Below are 19302 nucleotides of genomic sequence, written 5' to 3' on the forward strand. Positions count from 1 at the left end.
CCGGGCGTCGCCGCGCCGGACGCAGCGGCGCCCGCCGCGGCCACGTGGGCGCCAGCGGGCGGCCGTGCGGGCGGCGCCGGTTCGGAGGCGGAGTCGCGTGCGGGCTCGTTCATCGTCGTGTCTCCGGCAGCGCGGTTTGCATCGATATCTTCATACGACGTCTCAATAATCCGAGTATGGTCTCACTGGCGTCGGCGGGTAAGGTACCGGGCCATGCTGCGGCGAGAAGAAGTAGCGCAGATACACGAGGCCCACGTTCGGCGCGTAGTCGCGCGAACGGTCGAGCCGGAAGCGGCCGCCGGCCACGAAATGCGGCGTGATGCGGTACTCGAGCGCCGCCTCCACGGCATAGCTGAAGCCGCCGCCCGAGCCGCCGCCGAAGTACGGATTGCCGGCCGCCGCCTGTAGCGCCGGATTCGTGGGGAAGTACGGCGAGCGGTCCTCGTTCGTGAACGACACGCCGACCGAGCCGTCGATCTCCCACGAGAGCTTCTGGTAGCGGCCCTTCCAGTCGAGCGGGATGCCGAACGAGAGGTAGCTCTGCGGGCTGTAATAGCCGCCGTTGCCGAACGTGTAGAAGTGCTCGTTCTTCGAGTATTGCCAGTAGTTGATCGTGAGGCCGCTCGACACGTCCTGGTCGGGCCGCTTCCAGACCGTCCAGTCGTAGCCGCTGCGCACCTTGAACTCCTGGTTGGTCGGCACGTTGGAGCCGGTCAGGAGGCCGAAGCCGAGGCTCGTGAACAGCGTGCCGGGACCGAAGTCGTGCGCGCCGCGCACCGTGATGCCATTGCGCACCACCCCGCCCCAGGTCTCGCCGGTGACCGGGTCACGCCCGCCCGCGTAGGACACGAGGCTGCTCGTCATGGCGCGGCGCGAGACGTCGACGGACACCGACGCGCGCGAGAAGTCGTAGCGGTACAGCAAGCCGCCCAGCACGCTAGAGATCGGGAAGCCGAGCGGCGTGGAGCCGATATCGGCGCGCCAGTTGGTGTTCGCGCGGTTGTACTCGTAGCCCGCCGCGAGCGCGACGCCCGTGGCGGTCTCGTTGATCGACGCAATCTTGTTCCTGGTCGCGGCGTCGACGGCTGGAACCTTGCCGTAGTCGTAGGGCCCGAGGCTGCCCGCGGGCAGCGTGCCGGCGTTCAGATAGACCGTGTCGGCGTGGAAGAAATAGTGGCCCGTGTAGCCGTCCGGAATGCGCACATAGAGCGGAACTTCCGTGGCGTGCAGCTCCGAGATGCCGGAGTCGCCCGAGAGGTTCGACTGATACCACTCGGTCGCGACCTGCCCCTGGCGGCGGTCCTCCAGCCCCTGCAGCGCGCGGCCCGCGGAGGTGAGGCCGTCGGGGCCGGGCTGCTCACCTTCGGCCTGCTCCTGCGTGAGCGAGTTGCGGTAGAGGCTCGCGGCCTCGTTGTAGTCGCCGCGCGACTGCGCCACGCGTCCGGCCTGGGTGGTGACGTCCGAGCGCTCGGGGTAGCGCGCGCGCAGCGGGTCGATCACGTCCTGCGCTTCCTGGTCGAGCCCCTGCGCCGTGAAGCGCCGCGCGATGGACAGGCGCGTATCCACGTCGTCGGCGGGGGTGTCGGCCAATACGTCGCGCACCATCGCGGCGGCTTCCCGGTCGCGGCCCATGCGCTCCAGCATGCGCGCAACCGTCAGGCGCGCATCGGCATCGCCGGGCTGCTGCGCCAGCACCTGTTGCGCGGACGCCATCGCGCCTTTGTAGTCGCCCTTCGCCTCTAGCAGGTCGGCCTGCTCCAGCAGCCACCGGCGGTTCGACTTGAGCCGTTCCGGCACGGCATCCAGCGTGCGCTGCGCGCTCCTCAAGTTGCCGCTTTCGATCAGGCGATCGGTCGCGCGCACGGCGAGGCGCAGCTCCTGGTCGTCGAGGTCGGCGCGCTCTTCGTCGGTGAGGCCGGGCCGTGCGCGCGTGGCGTCGATCCACTTGGCCCAGTCGTCGTCGCGATTGGCGGCGGCGAGCAACTCGCCGTAACGCACGCGCACGCCGTTGGCCGCCGGATCGTCGGGATGCGCCGCGAGCCAGTCCTGCACGAGCGCGAGGCCCTTGTCCGTTGCGCCGATGGCGATCCATTCGCGCCCCACCGAGGCCAGCATTTGCGGGTCGTTGGTGGCGTTGGCGTCGGCGGCGGCCGAATCGAGCACGGCGCGCGCCTCGTCTTCCTTGCCTTGCGCGATCAGCTGGCGGGCCTGCGCGAGCTTCTTCTGCGCCGCGAGGTTGCTCATCAGGTTGCGCATGCTCTCGCTGCGCTCGGCGGGCGGCACGGCGTCGAGCTGCGCGGTGGCGCCGTCCACGTCGTCCACCGAATTCAGATAGAGCGCTGTGGCGTAGTGCATGTCGGGCGCCTGCGAGACCTTCAGGCCGTCTTCCATCACAGCGCGGCCAAGCGCGGGCAGCCCGAGATCGCGGTACTGGCGCGCGAGCGTAAAGCGCAGCCAGGCGTCGTCGGGCGTGAGGCGCACGGCGTCTTCGAGCTTGGCGATGGCCGGGCTCTTGAGGTTCTGCGCCAGCAACTGGTCGGCCTGGATGGAGAGCAGCTCGGCGTGCAGGCGCTTGAGCTCCGCCGTGGAGCCCGAGAGGCGTGGCGCCGTCGCGCTGATGAGCGGGCCGATCTCGTTGTCGCGATGGGTCTCGCGCAGCACCGTCACGAGGCTGCGCAGGGCGTCCATGTCGGGCGTTTTCGCCTCGACGAGCGGGCGCAGCACGCCTTCGGCCTCGGCCCACTTCTTCTGCGCGATGAGCGAGTCGGCGAGGATGTGCTCGGCGTCGGCGTTGCCCGGATCGAGCCTGAGCGCCTCGCGGGCGAGGGCCTCGCCCAGCTCGGGCTGGCCTTGCGAGTTGGCCGCGCGCGCCTTGGCAATGGTGCCCCAGATCGTGGCCGTCTTTTCAAGGCTGCGCCACTTGCCGGCGTTGTCGGGGTCGAGCCTGAGCGCGCGTGCGAAGAGTTCGCGCGCTTCGTCATGCCGGCCTTCGCGCAGGCGCACGAGGCCGAGCGCGCCAAGCGTCGCGCCGTCGTTCGGGTTCGCGCGCTGGGCCGTTTGCAGCGACGCTTCGGCATCCTTCAGATCGCCGCGCTGCAGTTGTGCGAGGCCGCGATCACGCGCGGCCGCGCCGGGACCCGCTGGGCGCGCGCGCGCGGTGGTCGATGTCCCGGCCGACGCGTTACCCTCCGCAACGCTCGCCGGCGGCACGTAATTCTTGCCGCTCGCCACTGCCGCGTTGGCCTGCGCAACACCCTTCGGCCCGAGCTTTTGCGCGAGGTCGGCGACGGTCTGCCGGGCGTCGGTGTCGTCGGGCACTTCCTGCAGGTAGCGCTGATACCAGATGAAGTAGGCCGGATCGTCGTGGCCCGCGCTGTTGAGCGCAGAGCGCCAATATTCGAGCGCGCGCGCGCGGTTGCTGTCCTGACGCTGATAAACGCGATAGATCAGGTTCAGGCCTTCCATGCGCGTGCTGGGGCGGTCGGTGAGCAGGTCGCCGAGCGTCAGCGCAGCGACCGTGTCGTTTGGGTTCTGCTTCACGCGCGCGCGCAGCGCGTTGATGGCCTCCACGCGGCCTTCGGCCGAGCCGGCGATGATGCGGTAATAGTCCCGCTCGAAGTCGCCCTTGGGCGCGCCGTTCGGAAACAGCTTGCGCATCCGCGCCGAGGCTTCCTCGCCCTTGCCCGCGCTGGCGAGCAGGCGGATCTGCGCAAGCTCGTTCTTGTCGGTCGTGGCGAGGCGGTAGGCGTCGGCAAACTCCAGGGTCGCGTTCGCGTTCGGCGCGGTCTTTTTCAGTTGCGCGAGGATCTTCGCCGCCTCAGCCGTGTGGTTCGAGCGCAACTCGATCTGGCCCATCAGCGCGAGCGCGTCGGGCTGCTGCGGATCGAACAGCAGGGCTTTCTGCACGAGGCCGCGCGCGACGTCGGGGCGGTTCTTCGTCATCCACATGCGTGCCGCCGACAGCAGCTGCGCGGCCTGCGCCGAGGGCGCGGCGGCGTTTGCGGCGGGTTGCGGGGCGTTCTGCGCGGACGGTGCGCCCGGTGCGCTTTGCGCACGCGCGCCGCAGGGCAGCGCCGCGATCAGCAGCGCAAGCAGCGACGTGAGCGGCGTGAGCGAGGGCGCGCGGCGCGGCGGCCTCGCGCGGAGAGTCAGCGCGGTGCCGGGCATCGAGTCGTCCATGCGGGCGCGACGCGGCCTTGCGCGTCGAATTGGTAGAGGCCTTGCAGATAGCCGAGGCCGAACAGCATCAGCACGCTGCTGTAGTAGCCGGGCGGCGACTTCTGCGCGAGCGCGCGGCTGCGCGCGACCTGCGCGTCGGCGAGATCGGTGCGGCCCAGCGCCGAAAGATACGGGGCGAGCGCCGCGGAGAATCCGCCGTTGCCCTCGTTCGGGCCCGCCGTGCCGGTTTGCGTGTCCACGCGCTCGGGCGGGAAGCCGTGCGCCGCCACGAAGCTCGAGAGCGGCGCGAAAGTCGCGAGCGTGGCGCTGCGCAACGGATCGTCATGAGCGAGCATGCCCGCCCACAGGTAGACGCGGATCGCGTTATAGGCGCTTTCGGCGTGGCTCTGCCCGTCGGGGGCGAAGGTGCCCTTGCCGCCGCTCTGGGCGCGATATTCCACCCAGTCCGGCGAATAGCCGTGCGGCGCCGTGCCGTTGACGAGCTGCGTCGAGCTCGCGAGCATCGCCTTCCATTCGGGCGCTTCCGGCGCTGCCTGCAGCGCGAGCGCGAAGCGCCGCATCAGCTGCAGCGGCACATAGCTCGGATTGAGCCGCCACGTGTTCTTGTCGAGCTTGAAGCCCACCGGCCCGGGCAGGACGGTGCGGCCGAGGCCCGGCAGATCGGCGCTCTCCTGGCGCACGATGTTGCGCGCCATCAGCATGCCGAGCGCGGTGTAGCGGCGAACGCTCCAGAGGCGTCCCGCTTCGAGCAGCGTATAGGCGATCCAGAGGTCGGCGTCGCTGGCTGAGTGCGCGTCGATCACGCCCCATGCGGGTTTTTGTGCATGCGGGCCGCTGGCGTCGCTTGCCGCGGCGCTGGCAGTGGCGCTCGATGTGGCGGAGGCGGACAGGGCCGCACCGTCCTCGCCGATATCGGTGCGCCCCCAGATCCACGCGGGCAGGTGGGTGGCGAGATCGCCCTGGGCGAGATTGTTCTCGGTCCACGTGAGGACCTTGTCGAAGCTCGCGCGGTCGTTCGCGACGAGCGCGAAGAACAGCGCGTAGGACTGGCCCTCCGACACGGTGACCTGGCGCGGCGTGCTCGCGTCGATGACGCGTCCGTCGGCGCTCAGCAGATCGCGCTTGAAGGTGTTCCAGTCCGGCCATGCACAGGCGGCCGCCGGCGCCGACGATGCTTGCGCCGTGCCGCCCGCGCCCGCGCCCGCGCCCGCGCCCGCGGACGTGCCGGCCGCATGGGCCGCAGCGAGCGGCAACAGCGGCGCGAGCCCGCAGGCGCTGGCCGCGAGCCAGCGCGCGAGGCTGGACGATGCGCGACGCATGATCAGTCTCCGGTGCGGCGTGAGGCCATGCGGCCCAGCGCCCAGAACACCGTGAATGCGACGATGAGACCCGCAAGGATGCCCGCGAGCGCCATCAGCGACGGATAGCGCGAGATGTGCACCCACAGGCGCGCATACCACGGCAGGTCGCCGACGAAATAGCGCTCGCCCACGCGCAGGCCTTCCACCTCGTTGTGCCGCACGACGCTCAGGTCACCGTGCACCAGCGCGACCTGGGCGCTGTCCTGCAGGGCGTCGAGCACGTCGCCGAGCTGCGCCGAGGACGTGCTGGCGAGCGCCACGACGCTGCGGTCCGACGTGAGCGGCGACTCGAAGCCGATCAGCGCGGCCATCGGGCCGCCGAGCGAGACGATCGAGCGGCCCTTGGGCGTGGCTTCGTCGTCGTCCGCGGTGCCGCCGAGCCAGCTGGGCCAGCCGCCCTTCTGGTCACGCGTTGCCACTTCGGTCTTGCCGCGCTCGATGACGAGCGGCAGTGACTTGCCCCACTGGGTGAGCAGATTCGCGGCCGAGCCCGAGCCGATCACGAGCAGGTCGTCGCCGCTCACGCTGTCGATCTGGCTGGCGGGCACGATCTTCACGCGCAGCGTGGGCAGGCCGGTCCATTGGCCCATGTGGCCGAGCATGGTGAGCACGGCCTCCTGATCCTTCGCGTCGGGCGCGTCGGGAATCACCACGGCCGTTTCCGAGAGGTCCGCCATGCGCGTGAACGGATAGCCGCTGTTGGCGAAGTAGGCGAGGTTCGGCAGCGCCGTGTAGTGCGCGAAGCCGCTGAAGTCGATCACCGAGTCGGGGTCGACGGCGGCGCGCGCGATGTCGGCGGCCGTCGAGGAGCACAGGCCCGTCTTCTGCGAGTCGATATGGAACTGGAACTGGAACTGGTTGTTCGAGCCCACGCGGAACGCCGGAATCTCGAGGTTGCTCGTGGCGCGCGCATCGGTGCCCGAGAGCAGCGGCACGGCGATGCGCGTCTCGTCCGATGCGCGCGTGATCGGCTTCAGGCGCTGCGAGCGCACGAGCTGGTCGTTGATGCTGACGTTGAGGATCGAGTCGTTCCACGTGGACGGCGCCGTGTAGCGATAGCGGATGTCGAGCGGCACGTTGCTGTGCGCCCACGCGTAGAGGTCGGCCGGCACGCGCATGTTCACGCGGATCGCGGGCGGGTTGTAGCCCGAGACCTGCAGCTGCTGCGGGTCGCTCACGAGCTCGCGCAGCATCACGGGGCGGTCGGTGGGCACCCAGTTGGGCGCGTCATAGGGCTTGCGCGCCGGGCCGAGATCCACGGACTGCACCACCACGCTGCTGCCCGCCATGCCGGCCTGGCCGAGCACGAGCGCGTCGGCGGCTTTCTCGAGCTCCTCGGGCGTGCGGCCCGCCAGCACGAGCAGCTTGCGGCCCGATTGCGGATCGGCGGCGGGGTTGTTCATCACCGTGATCGTCGGGCCCTTGATCTCGGGCAGCGTGATGCCCTCGGGCAGCTGGCCCGGCAGCGCGAGCACGATGGCATTGGCGTCGGCGGGCGCCGCGCGCACGACAGGAAAACGTGCGCCGCGATAGCTCGCGAGCGCGCCGAACCACGACGCGACCACGCCCGCCGCGCGCAGCATGGGCACGCCCGCGTTGGCCGCGAGCACGAACGGCACGCGCACGAGGCTTTGGTCGTGCTTGTCGAAGAACGGCGCGGGCAGCAGCCCGAGACTATTGGGCAGGTCGATGGCGGCCGTATTGAGCGTAAGCGTGCTTTCGGGCGCGACGTCGGTCCACAGCGTCGAGTGATACGGGTCTTCGCAGTGATCGAGCGTGTAGTGCGCGATCATCTGCACGTTGATGCGGTTGAAGTCGGTAAAGAGACGCGGATCGAGATTGATCTCGCTCGTCACGAGCTGGCCGGCCGTTTCCTTCACGAGCGGAATGGTGGCGACCACTTCGCCGTTCACGAACACTTTCAGATGCGACAGCGGATAGATGAGCGACGGCGAATACGTATAGACGAGCCGCAGCTTCGCGCTGGTGACGACCTCGTCGGTGCGCACCTCGACATTCATGTAGCCGGTGGGGTCGAGCCCGCGCAGCTCCAGCGGGCCGTAGACGCCCAACTGGCGCAGCGTGAAGACGTGCGTGCGCGGCAGGCCCATGGGGGCGGACGCGGCATTGGCTACGGCGGGCATGGCGATCGTGCCGGGCGCCGTCTGGATGACGGCGGGGCCGCTGCCGCCCGCGGTGGTCGCGATGGCGCCAGGCACGCCGCCCAGCGAAGCGTCGGCAGAGCCGGCCGTGGCGCTCGAGGCTGCGAATGCCGGCGCAGCAAACGCCGTGCCGGATGCTGCGCCGGGCGTCGCTTTGGCAGCCGGCTTGTCGGCTGCAAGAAGGCTGGATGTCAACAGCAAGCCAGCCGTCAACGCGCCAAGGCGGACAGGTACGGAAACTCGCATCGCAAACGGCCCCTTGTTTTGTTCGCGACGGCTACCTCCGTTCTGCACAGTCAGCCGTCTGGTGATATTGGCGGTCTAGCGTCGCCCGCCGGGCACTGCGCTGACGCATCTCGAAATTCGTCGGAGTTTATCTGACTCCCATCAATCGCGGCAGATGATTGCTCACCGTTTATTGCGGCCTAATCGTTAGCTATTGTTACGTGGCGGATAAGTGTTGACGGCAGCCCCGCTTTCGTATGGCGGGGATCCTCGAACGGCGCTATGCGTTGTGAATGCGCGCCTCGCGCACGGCGTGCGCTTTCATCGCGCCGCCAGTTTGCCAATCCGGCCTTCCACCCCGCGTGTGGAAGGTTGGGCATCGGCTAACGCGAGCCGGAGCGCATCGATCAGCGCGCGCGCGGCGGGCGAAGGCGCGCTGTCCGCGCGCAAGGTGAGGCCAATCTCGCGCCGCGTGCCCGAGAGCGGCACGTCGAGCACGGCGAGCTGGCCCGACGCGATCTCGTAGTGCAACTGCTGCGCGCAGACCGCGGCGATCATGTCCGTGCCCAACAGCACGCCGCGAATCACCGCGAGGTCGGCGGTCTCGACGCCTGGTATCGGCGGCTTGAGCTTCAGGCGCTTGAACTGCGCTTCGAAGAGCGCCCGCGCGGGCGAATGCATGCGTGGGGCGATCCATTGCGCGTCGCGCAGGTCAGTCAGGCTCATGCCTTTCTGCCGCGCGAGCGGATGGCCGCTGCGCGCGAGCACGACCATGTCTTCGGCCACGAGGCGCTCGTTGGCGAGCCCGCTCGCCGCATCGTCCTCGCGCAGCGCGCCGAGCATGAAATCGATGTCCCCCGCGTGCAAGCGCGCCACCAGCACGTCATAGGCGCTTTCGTCCGTGACCACGAGCACGCCGGGATGCAGCACGCTCATGCGCGCGATGGCGGCGGGAAGCATCAGCGTGCGGCCGAGCGGCAGCGCCCCCACCGTTACCGTGCCCCGAACGCTGCCGTGCAGCGCGGCGATATCGTCGGGCACATGGTGCAACTCGTTGAGCGCGCGCCGCACGTGCAGAAGGAAAATCTCGCCCTCGGGCGTGAGCTGCAAGCCGCGCGGGCTGCGGTGAAACAACGTGATGCCTGAGCCGCTTTCGAGCACGCGCATGGCGCTGCTCACGGCTGGCTGGCTGATGCCGAACGCGCCGGCAGTGCTCGGCATGTGCCGGTGGCTCGCGAGCGCCACGAAGAGTTGCAGGCGCCGCGTATTGAGCAGCCACGGCGGCAGGGTGCCTTCGGGCAGGGCGCGGCGGTGCGTCTGGCGCGTCTTGCACCATTGCGCAAGCGTTTCGAGCTCGATAAAGATGCGCGCGCAACGATCTAGCGCGACACGCCCCGCGGCGGTGGGCAGCATGCCGGAGGCCTTGCGCTCGAAGAGCGGCTCGCCGAGCGCCGTTTCGAGTTCCTGCACTGAGCGCGTGACGGCCGATTGCGCGCGGTAGAGCGAGGCGGCGGCGCGCGTGGCGCTGCCCGTGTCGGCGACGAGGCGGAGCGCATGCAGATGCGCGAGGTTGAGCAGATCGGCGGGATTCATGCGGCCCCCGCGTTCCGATGCAGACACTCGGCCGGGAGATCGAGTCGCGCCTTCGAGTTGGGGGTGTGTTCTTTCACGAGGGCCTCCACGCGTGCGCCTTCGCCAAAGCGCCACACGCCGGCGCTGGCGTGGTGCTGGCGATGCAATGCATCTTTTATTGCTGCTCGCGTGCGGCGTGGTCGAAGGCCACCGCGGGCTGCGAAACGATCGGGATCTCGTCGTTCAGGCCGAGCGCCGCGCTTAGTGCGTGATTCTGCGCCGCTTCCACAATCAGCGTATGAAAGTGGGCATGCAGACAGACATCGGCCGCCACGCTCCGCCTTCCTGTATCCTCCATCGCGCTTCGTTGGACCGGACGCCCGCGCGTTTCACGGCGCCGGTCTTCAGAATCGCAGTCATCGAGGATCCCGTTTCATGCGCAAGCTCATTTGGGCGGCCGTGCCGCTCGCGTTCGCCATCTCCACGCCCGCTTGCGCCGACGACGACCAGCCGTGCGACGACAGCATGGTCGCGGCGGTATCTCAGTGGGCGGGTATCAAAGGCAACCTCGCGCCCTGGGGCGACAAGGACGGCCTGGTCGCGGCGGCCGCCTGCAAGGTCATGCCCAACGCGCCGGACACCACCGTTGCCGCGATCGCGTTCGACACCGGCCACGTCGGCCCGAATAGCCAGGACGGCAACCTGGCACGAGTCGTGGCGCTGGTCGAAGGCGGCAAGGTCGTGGCGGCCAACCACTCGGTCATCGAGCAGGACGCGCTCACGCAGGTCGGCAGCTTTCGCATCGATACGGCGCCGTATCAGCTCTCGCCCGAGGTGCGCGCGTTCGGCGTGGTATTCAACAGCAGCGCACATGGACCGAGTTGCCCGGATGCGGGCGCCGATCGCGAATTGACGCTCTTTGTGCGCGACGCGCATGCGTTGCGCCCCGTGTTCGGTACGAATCTCCAGGGCTGGGTTGCGGTTGACGAAGGTACGTGCGGCAGCGGAACGGCAGGCGCGCGCAGCGAAGACGCGGACATGACCATCGCGGTGGAGAAAACAAGCAGCCATGGGTTCGCCGATCTCGCACTGACCGCGCATGTCACCAGGAACCGGCTCGAGAACCAGCAATGGGTCGTTACCGGCAAGCGCACGAAACGGATCGTGCTCAAGTACGACGGCAAGTCGTACGGCATCGATATGTTCCGCAATTTCTGGTACCCGAACGAGGGCATATGGGCGAGGCACGGCAAGTGAGCGGACTGTCCAGAACACTTCTTCCAGACGAAACGCCATGAATCGATTTATTTCGCATACCGTATTGGGCATGCTTGCATTGACCGGCGTGTTACTCACGCCAGGCGTCGCGGCGGCGGCCAGCTTCGATTGCAGCAAGGCTGCGTCGGCCACCGAAAAGCGCATCTGCGCTTCGCCGCGCCTCAGCAGCCTGGATACGCAACTCACCGCGCTCTATCAGAAGCGCGCCGCTGGCGCTGATGCCGCGGCATGGCGCGACGATCAACGCGCGTGGCTGCGCGAGCGCGACCAGTGCGGCGACGCGGCTTGCCTCGCACGCGTGTATAGCGAGCGCCTCGTCGTGCTCGCGAACAGTGCAGGCCCGTTCCACTGGCAAGGCAAGTGGTGGCGCGTGGATGCGAGCGGCCACTATGGCTCCGCGCTCACCATCAAGGCTGTTTCGCCGCATGGCATGCAGTTCGGATTCGACGCCTACGCGGGCGCCAACTCGGGCGCGCTCGAAGGCAATGCGGCATTCGGCAAGGACCAGGCGGCGCATTACACCGGCAACGCGAAGGACTTCACGCAAAACTGCGAGCTGACCTTCAGGCGCAAGATCAATCGCATCGAGGTCTCGCAGCAGGGCGATTCGGCGGACTGCGGCGCGGGTGCGGGCGTGCTCTTCGATGGCACATACGTGAGCGCCGCACAGGACCCGAACGCGAAGGCGGATCTGCTCACGCTCGGTGTCGTGAAGACGTCCGCGCAGGATGACGCCATCCGCAAGTTGCTGGGCCGCGACTACGATGCGCTGCTCGTTACGGCCGGCTCCGTGAGCGACGACAGCGCCGCCGCCGGCATGCCGGGCGTCACGGTGGTCAGCACCTTCGTGCGCGGCATCGCGTGCGATACGAAAGCGATCGTCATGTACGACGCGAGCGGCCACTACTGGATTGCGCTGTGGTCACCGCAGGCGCAAGCGGGCAAGGACGGCACGAGCATCACGGAGCTGAAGTACTACACCAACGTGGCCGCCGACAAAAAGGCGCTGCCCAAGCCAATCGACGCGCAACGCAACCAGGTCTGCCCCTCGGAGCGGGAGGTCGTGCGGATGATGCCGTGATGCGGCGCCTCGCCAACGCGCGTGCGCTGCAGGGCTGGGAGACCGTGCTTGCGGAAGAAGGGGTCGCGCGCTTGAATGGCGAGGCGTGGTAACGTTAGGCGCGCGCCGCAACGGCGCGCATTCATGAAGCAAAAGAACGAAGAGAAAGGAGCAGAACGTGGTCTACGAAATGGCGCACATTTCCGTGCTGGCCGGCAAGAACGCCGAATTTGAAGCTGCCGTGGGGCAAGCCCTGCCGCTATTCCACCGCGCGCGCGGCTGCAGCGGCGTCGAATTGCAGCGCAGTGTGGAGGAACCAAATCAGTACGTGCTCGTCGTGCAATGGGACACGGTGGAAGACCATATGGTCCACTTTCGCGAGTCCGCCGACTTCCAGGCGTGGCGTGGCCTCGTGGGTCCGTACTTCGAGAAGCCGCCGGTCGTGGGGCATACACAGGTGGTGGTGAAGTAAGGGTTGAGCGAGTTGCGCGTACGATTGCCGTGCCGCACGACGCTTGCATGCCTCTGGGGTGAGGGATCGGTACCCGCTCAAGCTCTCACCCCAAACCCCTCCACATAAGCCTCGGGATTTATCCCATCCCAGACTTTTCCATCGACGAAAACCGGCTTGCGCAAGACCTCAGACACCTCAACCCCCATCGCCCGCGCCGCCTCCCGATACAGCGCAGTCTGATTGACCCCCCGCGCGATCTCCCGATAATCGTCGCGCCGCGCCATCATCCCCCAGCGCTCGAACTGGGTCAGGAACCAGACTCCTTCGGACTCCAACGGATCGTTCACCGCACCGTCCTCGAAGAACTTCATGCGCGTCCCATCGGAAACGCCAGCGCCTTCGAGCTGCTCCGCAATCAACGCCGAATCCACGCCCAGCATTTCAGGCCGCGCGAGCCACTGCGCGATTTCCCTGCGATGTCCCGCGCCGTCGAGCCATCGGCACGCTTCCAGCATCGTCTGCACGAGCGCGCGCGCCGTATTCGGGTAGCGCGTAACGAAATCGCGCCGGCATGCGAGCACTTTCTCGGGATGGTCGGGCCAGATTTCGCCGCTGCGGATCACCGTGCGCCCCACGCCGCACTGCTGCGCCAGCGCGGACCACGGCTCGCCCACGCACAGGCCGTCGAGCCGCACGTCGGTCAGCGCGGCCACCATCTGGGGCGGCGGAATCACCACGCTCTCGATATCGCGCAGCGGATGCACGCCCTGTGCGGCGACCCAGTAGTACAGCCACATCGCGTGCGTGCCGGTCGGAAAGGTCTGCGCGAACACGGGCTTACGCTCGAGCGTCGCGAGCGCGCGCGGCAGCGTGCCGTGTTCGTCCAGCGCGTCGGCAAGGCGGTTCGATAGCGTGATCGCCTGGCCATTGCGGTTGAGCACCATCAGCACGCCCATGTCCTGCTGCGGTCCGCCAATGCCGAGCTGCACCCCGTACACGAGACCGTAGAGCGTATGCGCGGCGTCGAGCTCGCCCGCCAGCAGCTTGTCGCGCAGCGCGGCCCACGAGGGCTGGCGCGAAAGCTCAAGCGTGAGACCGTGCGCATGGCCGAATTCGAGCAGCTTCGCGGCGACGAGCGGTGCCGCATCGGCGAGCGGCACGAAGCCTATCTTCAGGTGCGTCTTCTCTGGCGCGGCGGGCGGGGTGGAGGTGGCGTTCATGGTCGGCGCTTCGTTCGTGCTCGTTCGTGCTCAATCTGGCCGGTGCGAACCGGCGCGGTTATCGGCTTCGGTCATTTGCGTGGTTCCGGCGGCCCGGACGCCGCGACGATCTGGCGGGCGACCTCGGCGAGCTTCAGGCCCTGGTTCATGGCGCGCTTGCGCAGCGTCGCATAGGCGGCCGGCTCGGACATCTTCTGCTGCTCCATCAGGATGCGCTTCGCGCGGTCGATCAGCTTGCGCTCGGCCAGTTCGTTCTCGGCCTGGGTGAGACGCTCGCGCAATTGCGCCTCTTGTGCGAAGCGCGCGAGCGCGACTTCGAGAATGGGCGCGATGCGCTCGCCCGCGAGCCCTTCCACGAGATACGCGGTCACGCCCGCCTGCACGGCCGAGCGAATGAGCTGCTGGTTCGCGTCGTTGCTGAACATCAGCACGGGACGCGGCGCCGTGGCGTTCATCACGGCGAGCTGCTCGAGCGTGTCGCGTGACGGCGATTCGGTATCGACGATGATCACGTCCGGCCGCTCGAGTTCGACGGTGCGATGCAGCGCCTGCGGCGTCGCGGGGTTGGCGAGCATCTCGTAGCCGAGCCGCGCGAGCGCGTCGCGCAGATCGCCGATGGGCTTGTCGGTATCGGTTACGAGCAGAACGCGCAGCATGGTGTTTCGGTGGTCGGCGGCATGAAAACTTCGACGGATGATCGGTCGATTCTTTAAGAGTAAGTCGCGATTTGACGGTGCGTGCGCCGTTGCGGAACGTACATTATTGAAGCAAAGGATGTGCCAGTTTGTATGACGCATTCGAATGGGGTGGGGCGCCCGCTGCCACTGATCGACGCGTGCGTGGAAGGCCGCGTGGTGCACTGCAGCCGTGCGCTGTGCCGCTGGTCGCACTCATCTGGCGCAACGCCCCTGCTCAAGCGACGTGGCAGCCATGACGCTTCAATGCCTGATTTGCAACTAACAGCCTAGCCCGCCAACCCTCTCCGAGCAGACGGCGGCACGCTGAAACTGGACCGTTCACCAACACCGGCGCGGCAGGTATACCCGCGTTCGTGTTTTCCCTGGCAGTCGCGAGAGCCCATGCGGCCGCGTGAAGGGGTTTGCAGCGCACCGCAGCGGTGCGCGCATCATCCACTTGGATGATGGTTTGCGCACCTGAATCGAGCAGGCTGTTCGTTTGGTGAAGATCCCGATGGCAGCGCCCGGCGCGTTCCCTAAGCTTGGTGCCTCGCCCGGACGGGGCCAGCCGGATGGAGGCCGGAGCATGTTGATGGAGACAAAATGGGCTCAGCACGAGAGTCAATTGATGAGCGAGGAGGCAGGCGTCTGCGTCGCGGAGTTCAGCGAGCTGGCGGACCGCATCTATCAGGGGCCGCTGGAGACGCGGCCGTGGACAGGCGCGCTCGACCTGATACGGCGGCGCCTGCGCGCCAACTACGTGACGCTGATCCTGCGCGTCGCGGGCGGCGACCGCCGCTCGCCGCTCTCGGTGCATGCGTCGGAGTTCGGCCCCGAGGTGCCCGACGCGGCCTCGTATAACGACTACTACTATTCGCTCGACCCGTTCGTGGGCCTGCCCGCCGATCGCGTCGTCACGGTGGACGAAGTGTTCGGCGACACGGGCTGGCTTTCGAGCGAGTTCTACAAGCAGTTCCTCAAGCCCTCGGACGTGCGCCATATTCTCGGCGCGGATCTGCGCACGCACTCGGGTGTCGAGTGTCGTCTGCGCGTGTGCCGCGGTCACGCGGAAAAGCCGTTTTCGTCGGCCGACAAGGCGTTTTGCGCGCTGCTGCTGCCGCATCTGAAGCGCGCGGTGGAACTGCATTCGCGGCTCGATACGGTCGAGGTCGAGCGCTCGATGTACGCGAACGCCATCAACCGGATGCAGGTCGGCACGATCACGCTCGACATGAACGGCGTCATCATCGACGCGAACGGCGTCGCCAACGAGATCCTCGCGCAGAACAACGGCCTGTGCATCGCGCGCGGTACCGTCGAGGCGAGCAACGCGGCCGAGAACCGTACGCTCCAGCGGCTGATCCGGCAGGCGGTGATGGGGCACCTCGGCACGGCAGCGCCGATCGTCGAGGCGATCCCCATCACGCGTAGCTACGACAAGCCGCGTCTCGGGCTGCTGGTGCGCACGATCCTGCTCTCGGACTGGTCGGAGGACAACAAGCGGCGCGCGGCCGTGGCGCTCTTCCTGCGCGATCCCGACCGCAAGCCGCAGGGCGCGCAGGAGATCATCCGCAAGCTCTTCGACCTCACGCCCGCCGAGGCGTCGCTCGCGCTCATGCTGACCAACGGGCTCACGCTCGACGAGGCGGCCGAGGAGTCGGGCATCAGCAAGAACACGGCGCGCACGCATTTGCGCGCGATCTTCTCGAAGACCGGGGTGGCGCGCCAGGCGACGCTCGTGCGCATTTTGCTCGGCAGCGTCGTGCCCATGGGCTGAGCGTCGCGGCGCACCGGGTGCTCAGTTGCCCGAGCTGCGGATCGCGTCCGGCGAGAAATACGCTTCGTTGAACTGCGGGCTGCTGTCGAGCTTGGGCATCGGCCCCTCGTTCGTCAGACGGTCCGCGAGGTACGCGCCCGAGATCAGGTCGTGATAGAACACCGCCGCCGGATAGAACGTCTTCGCGTCGTACGCATAGACCGTCGTTGCGACGTTGGTGCGCCAGAGCTCGCCGCGCGCGTCGTAGTTGTCAGCAAGCACCGTGATCCACGAATCCTCGTCGAGGTACAGCACGCGCTTCGCGTACTCGTGGCGGTAACCGTTCTTGAGCGTCGCCTGCAGCACCCACACGCGGTGCAGCTCGTAGCGCATGTAGGCCGGATTTTCGTGATTCTTCGCAAGCAGGTCGCTGTACTTGACCGAGCCGTCCATCAGCTTGTAGTTGTCGTACGGCACGTAGATCTCGCGCTTGCCGAGAATCTTCCAGTCGTAGCGATCGCCGGGGCCGTTATAGAGACGATCGTCGTCGACGGTTCGAAAGCCCCCGGCGCCGAACGGCTGGTCGTAGCCGAATTCGGGTGCCTGGCGCACGCGGCGCGTGCCCGGGTTGTAGACCCAGGTGCGCGACGAGTTGTCGGCGCCGGCCTTGTCCCAGTTCGTGTAGCCGACGGTCAAGGTGCCGCGGTCGCTCAGCGGCAGTTCCGTCGCGATCCGGTAATACGAGCGGTTGTTCAGGTCGTCCTTGATGTCGAACTTGCCGTCGTTGCGCGGCGAGTAGATGTCGTAGCGCACCTTGCCCCATGCGATGTTGCCGTCCGGGTAGACCACGCCCTGATCGTAGGTCGCCTGCTCCGTGCCGATGGCCGACGACATGCGCTGGTTCCACAGCAGTTGCGCGGCCGTCTTCGGAATCGGGAAGGGCACCTGCGGCGGCGCGTTGGTGAGGCCGTTGTCGTCGGCGGTCAGTGCCGAGTCAGGCGCGTAGGCGCGGATCGCCTTGTACACCGAATCGTCGTAGCGGAAGTCGCGATGGCTCGGATAGACCGATATCTTGAACGTGGCCGGATAGTGCTTGAAAAGCGCCTTCTGGCCTTCGGTCAGGTGGTCCGCGTACTGCGCCATGTTCTGCGCCGTGATGACGAAGAGCGGCTTCTCGTCCGCATACGGATCGCGATAGCGCTCGCCGCGCTTGTAGCTGAGGTCCGGCGGCGTGCCGAGCCACTTGCCGCTCCAGGCGGGCACGGCACCGTCCTTGCTCGCGGCACGCTGCGCGCCCATTGGCGTCAGGGTGCTGTCGAGTGCAGTCAGGTCGTCCTGGGAGATCATCGAGAACGCCGTCGTTGTGACGATCGCGCAGGCGGTCAGTGCCGATGCGCGCAGGAAGGGGAGATGAATTCGCTTCATGGTTATCCTCTTGCTGTTGGACTGCATTAGTCGTGCACCGCTTTCACGACGTACTGGCTCGTCGGCAGCACGTCGATCCTGTCGAAGTCGATGAAGCGCGCGCAGCTATCCATCATGGCCTGCACGTTGCGCTGGAATTTCTCCTCGTCGCCCACCGCGTCGAAGAACGCATGCGGATCGGTCATCGCGGCGGCGGGGAAGCACTCCTCGACGATCGCGTCGTAGCGCGGCGCCGCGTGCGTCAGCGCCCGCACGACGACGTTCTGCACGTAAAGGAAGTTATCCTGCGTATCGATCGCGACGCGCGTATGGTGGTTGTGCCACACGTCGAGCCAGGCTTCGGGCGTGAGGCGCGGCGGCCGCGTGAGAAATGCCAGTTGCGAGAATCCGGCCGTGCGATCGCCGGCTTTCGGCACGAAGCGCGTATTGCGGATCGGTTGCGATTCGGTCACCAGATACGCCGCGAGATGCGGGACCACGGCGCGCATGGCGTCGTCGAACGGCTGGCGCAGCATTGCGACCGCGCTGTCGATCCACACCGACACGGTGCCCGCGATGCCGGGCTGCGTGTTCTGCTGGCGCAGCGCGGCTGCCGGCTCGACATCGCTGTCCGCGACATTGACCTGCACGCCATAGGCGCCGAGCGAGAGCAGCTTGTCGGCGAGCGCGGTGCGCAATGTGTGGCGCCACGCGTCGGGCGGCGTCTGCGCATCGCGCCATAGCACGTAGATCACTTTTTCCATCGGCTTGTCTCCGGGTTGAAAGCGTTGAGCGGCGCGGTTACGCCTGGAAGCGGTTCGCCGTGAGCCTGAACGAGGCGGGAATCGGCGATGTGACGGTTTCGAACAGGCGCTCGTGGGACGTGGCCGCGATGAGCCAGACGCCGTCGCGCTTCACGTACTCGTCCTCGTAGAAGGCGGTGCCGTGCAGCAGCGTGTTGTGTTCGAGGTCGATCGCGTGGTCTTCCAGATACCAGGTCCCGCGCGCGTAATCGGCGGCGAGCAGTTCGAGCTCCGGGTGATGGCCGTGATGCATCGTCAGGAAAGTCGGCCGGTCGAGCAGCGCCTGCAGGGTTGCGACGTAGGCGTCGCGGCCGTCGAAGGCGTACTGGCCGCCGTTCAGGCGCGCGCGGCAATCCTCGCTCAGGCATTGCCCGAGCAGCGCCCAGTCGTGGCTATCGACCGCGCGAAAGTAGCGGTATTTCAGCTGCCGGATCTCTTCGAATGCCCAGAGCGTGCGGGTGGCGTCTTCCATGGTCCAGTGTCTCCTTGGTGATACCGGATCGTAGAAAGCGGACCGCCTGCGCACATCATCCGACTGGATGATGAGCCGGCGCGGCGGCGCTTGTACCGTAGCGACCGGACAACCGCAAAGGAGACCCGATGAACCCGATCGATCAACTCGAAGCGCGCCTGCGCGCACTCGAAGACGCCGACGCAATACGCAGCCTGAAAGCGCGTTATTTCGCCTGCTGCGATATGAAGGACACGCAGGGCATGCGCGAATGCTTCGCGCCCGGCCGCGTGCGTATCGACTATGGCGCGATCGGTGTGTTCGACGATCGTGACGGACTGGTCGAGGTGTTCGGGCGGCTGGGCTGCCATCCCCATATCGTCGAGATGCACCACGGCGTCAATCCGCAAATCGAGGTGCTCGACAGCCACCATGCGCGCGGCAGCTGGGGCTTGCACTACCAGATGCTCGATACGCGCGAGCGTGCCTTCACGCAGCTCGGCGCGTACTACGAAGACACGTACCGCAAGATCGACGGCCAATGGAAGATCGCTTCGACGCGCTGCGTCGTGACCTCCATGCTCGTCGGGAGTTACGCCGGGGCAACGCCGGGTGTGCGCTTCGGCGGGCGCCCGGCGGATGCGCCGCAGGCTGGCGCCTGAGCGCGCGGTTCGCATCACGTGTAACAGGACATCATCTG

15 protein-coding genes are annotated in these 19302 nt (G+C 67.4%); 5 read left to right on the forward strand and 10 right to left on the reverse strand.

Features of this window, described 5'->3' with window-relative positions; all coding sequences use genetic code 11:
* Window positions 1-162: 162 nt before the first annotated feature.
* The 5 genes from EYW47_RS34610 to EYW47_RS41130 form a co-directional block, all read right to left on the reverse strand.
* The gene (locus EYW47_RS34610) at window positions 163-4179 is read right to left on the reverse strand and encodes a cellulose synthase subunit BcsC-related outer membrane protein (RefSeq protein WP_240764045.1); all 4017 of its coding nucleotides are present in this window, start codon (window positions 4177-4179) and stop codon (window positions 163-165) included.
* Window positions 4149-5498, reverse strand: coding sequence for a cellulose synthase complex periplasmic endoglucanase BcsZ (bcsZ, locus tag EYW47_RS34615; protein WP_133199317.1), 1350 nt, complete (start codon window positions 5496-5498; stop codon window positions 4149-4151). The genes EYW47_RS34610 and bcsZ overlap by 31 nt, the downstream gene beginning before the upstream one ends.
* Window positions 5499-5500: 2 nt before the next feature.
* On the reverse strand, window positions 5501-7948 hold the full coding sequence (bcsB, locus tag EYW47_RS34620) for a cellulose biosynthesis cyclic di-GMP-binding regulatory protein BcsB (RefSeq protein WP_133199318.1): 2448 nt from the start codon (window positions 7946-7948) through the stop codon (window positions 5501-5503).
* Between the two features lie 300 nt (window positions 7949-8248).
* Window positions 8249-9520, reverse strand: coding sequence for a LysR family transcriptional regulator (locus EYW47_RS34625; protein WP_133199319.1), 1272 nt, complete (start codon window positions 9518-9520; stop codon window positions 8249-8251).
* 154 nt (window positions 9521-9674) lie between these two features.
* The gene (locus tag EYW47_RS41130) at window positions 9675-9833 is read right to left on the reverse strand and encodes a hypothetical protein (RefSeq protein WP_165976761.1); all 159 of its coding nucleotides are present in this window, start codon (window positions 9831-9833) and stop codon (window positions 9675-9677) included.
* A gap of 101 nt (window positions 9834-9934) precedes the next feature.
* Here EYW47_RS41130 and EYW47_RS34630 point away from each other — a divergent pair, with 101 nt between their 5' ends.
* The 3 genes from EYW47_RS34630 (at window position 9935) to EYW47_RS34640 (ending at window position 12309) form a co-directional block, all read left to right on the forward strand.
* Window positions 9935-10756 (forward strand): PA3715 family protein, encoded by an 822-nt coding sequence (locus EYW47_RS34630; RefSeq protein WP_133199320.1) that lies wholly within the window; start codon window positions 9935-9937, stop codon window positions 10754-10756.
* 37 nt (window positions 10757-10793) lie between these two features.
* Window positions 10794-11858, forward strand: coding sequence for a lysozyme inhibitor LprI family protein (locus EYW47_RS34635; RefSeq protein WP_133199321.1), 1065 nt, complete (start codon window positions 10794-10796; stop codon window positions 11856-11858).
* Window positions 11859-12015: 157 nt separating this feature from the next.
* Window positions 12016-12309, forward strand: coding sequence for an antibiotic biosynthesis monooxygenase family protein (locus EYW47_RS34640; RefSeq protein WP_205710206.1), 294 nt, complete (start codon window positions 12016-12018; stop codon window positions 12307-12309).
* A gap of 77 nt (window positions 12310-12386) precedes the next feature.
* On the opposite strand, the gene EYW47_RS34645 is transcribed toward EYW47_RS34640, so the two are convergent.
* Window positions 12387-13511: a CmpA/NrtA family ABC transporter substrate-binding protein gene (locus EYW47_RS34645; protein ID WP_133199322.1), complete on the reverse strand. Its 1125-nt coding sequence runs from the start codon at window positions 13509-13511 to the stop codon at window positions 12387-12389.
* Between the two features lie 71 nt (window positions 13512-13582).
* The gene (locus EYW47_RS34650) at window positions 13583-14167 is read right to left on the reverse strand and encodes an ANTAR domain-containing response regulator (protein ID WP_133199323.1); all 585 of its coding nucleotides are present in this window, start codon (window positions 14165-14167) and stop codon (window positions 13583-13585) included.
* Window positions 14168-14774: 607 nt separating this feature from the next.
* Here EYW47_RS34650 and EYW47_RS34655 point away from each other — a divergent pair.
* The gene (locus tag EYW47_RS34655) at window positions 14775-15965 is read left to right on the forward strand and encodes a helix-turn-helix transcriptional regulator (RefSeq protein ID WP_377785283.1); all 1191 of its coding nucleotides are present in this window, start codon (window positions 14775-14777) and stop codon (window positions 15963-15965) included.
* Window positions 15966-15986: 21 nt separating this feature from the next.
* On the opposite strand, the gene EYW47_RS34660 is transcribed toward EYW47_RS34655, so the two are convergent.
* From EYW47_RS34660 to EYW47_RS34670, 3 genes are read right to left on the reverse strand one after another with little or no spacing between them, the layout of a single operon-like run.
* Entirely contained in the window at window positions 15987-17369 is a 1383-nt protein-coding gene (locus EYW47_RS34660; RefSeq protein WP_133199325.1) for a DUF1329 domain-containing protein, read from the reverse strand.
* 26 nt (window positions 17370-17395) lie between these two features.
* Window positions 17396-18112 carry an EthD domain-containing protein gene (locus tag EYW47_RS34665; RefSeq protein WP_133199326.1) on the reverse strand — a complete coding sequence of 239 codons (717 nt, stop codon included), beginning with the start codon at window positions 18110-18112 and terminating at the stop codon, window positions 17396-17398.
* A gap of 37 nt (window positions 18113-18149) precedes the next feature.
* Window positions 18150-18623 carry a nuclear transport factor 2 family protein gene (locus EYW47_RS34670; RefSeq protein WP_133199327.1) on the reverse strand — a complete coding sequence of 158 codons (474 nt, stop codon included), beginning with the start codon at window positions 18621-18623 and terminating at the stop codon, window positions 18150-18152.
* Between the two features lie 128 nt (window positions 18624-18751).
* Between EYW47_RS34670 and EYW47_RS34675 the strand changes: the two genes are divergently transcribed.
* Window positions 18752-19264, forward strand: a complete 513-nt coding sequence (locus tag EYW47_RS34675) for a nuclear transport factor 2 family protein (protein ID WP_133199328.1) — start codon at window positions 18752-18754, stop codon at window positions 19262-19264.
* Window positions 19265-19302 lie beyond the last annotated feature (38 nt).

It is taken from the genome of Paraburkholderia silviterrae (assembly GCF_004353915.1).
In the GTDB taxonomy this organism is placed as follows: Bacteria; Pseudomonadota; Gammaproteobacteria; order Burkholderiales; family Burkholderiaceae; genus Paraburkholderia; species Paraburkholderia silviterrae.

Coding starts and splice junctions, on each gene's coding strand:
- EYW47_RS34610 (WP_240764045.1), bottom strand. CDS start 4,179: ATGGACGACTCGATGCCCGGCACCGCGCTGACTCTCCGCGCGAGGCCG.
- EYW47_RS34675 (WP_133199328.1), top strand. CDS start 18,752: ATGAACCCGATCGATCAACTCGAAGCGCGCCTGCGCGCACTCGAAGAC.
- EYW47_RS34630 (WP_133199320.1), top strand. CDS start 9,935: ATGCGCAAGCTCATTTGGGCGGCCGTGCCGCTCGCGTTCGCCATCTCC.
- EYW47_RS34650 (WP_133199323.1), bottom strand. CDS start 14,167: ATGCTGCGCGTTCTGCTCGTAACCGATACCGACAAGCCCATCGGCGAT.
- EYW47_RS34660 (WP_133199325.1), bottom strand. CDS start 17,369: ATGAAGCGAATTCATCTCCCCTTCCTGCGCGCATCGGCACTGACCGCC.
- EYW47_RS34665 (WP_133199326.1), bottom strand. CDS start 18,112: ATGGAAAAAGTGATCTACGTGCTATGGCGCGATGCGCAGACGCCGCCC.
- EYW47_RS34645 (WP_133199322.1), bottom strand. CDS start 13,511: ATGAACGCCACCTCCACCCCGCCCGCCGCGCCAGAGAAGACGCACCTG.
- EYW47_RS34670 (WP_133199327.1), bottom strand. CDS start 18,623: ATGGAAGACGCCACCCGCACGCTCTGGGCATTCGAAGAGATCCGGCAG.
- bcsB (WP_133199318.1), bottom strand. CDS start 7,948: ATGCGAGTTTCCGTACCTGTCCGCCTTGGCGCGTTGACGGCTGGCTTG.
- EYW47_RS34625 (WP_133199319.1), bottom strand. CDS start 9,520: ATGAATCCCGCCGATCTGCTCAACCTCGCGCATCTGCATGCGCTCCGC.
- EYW47_RS34635 (WP_133199321.1), top strand. CDS start 10,794: ATGAATCGATTTATTTCGCATACCGTATTGGGCATGCTTGCATTGACC.
- EYW47_RS34655 (WP_377785283.1), top strand. CDS start 14,775: ATGTTGATGGAGACAAAATGGGCTCAGCACGAGAGTCAATTGATGAGC.
- bcsZ (WP_133199317.1), bottom strand. CDS start 5,498: ATGCGTCGCGCATCGTCCAGCCTCGCGCGCTGGCTCGCGGCCAGCGCC.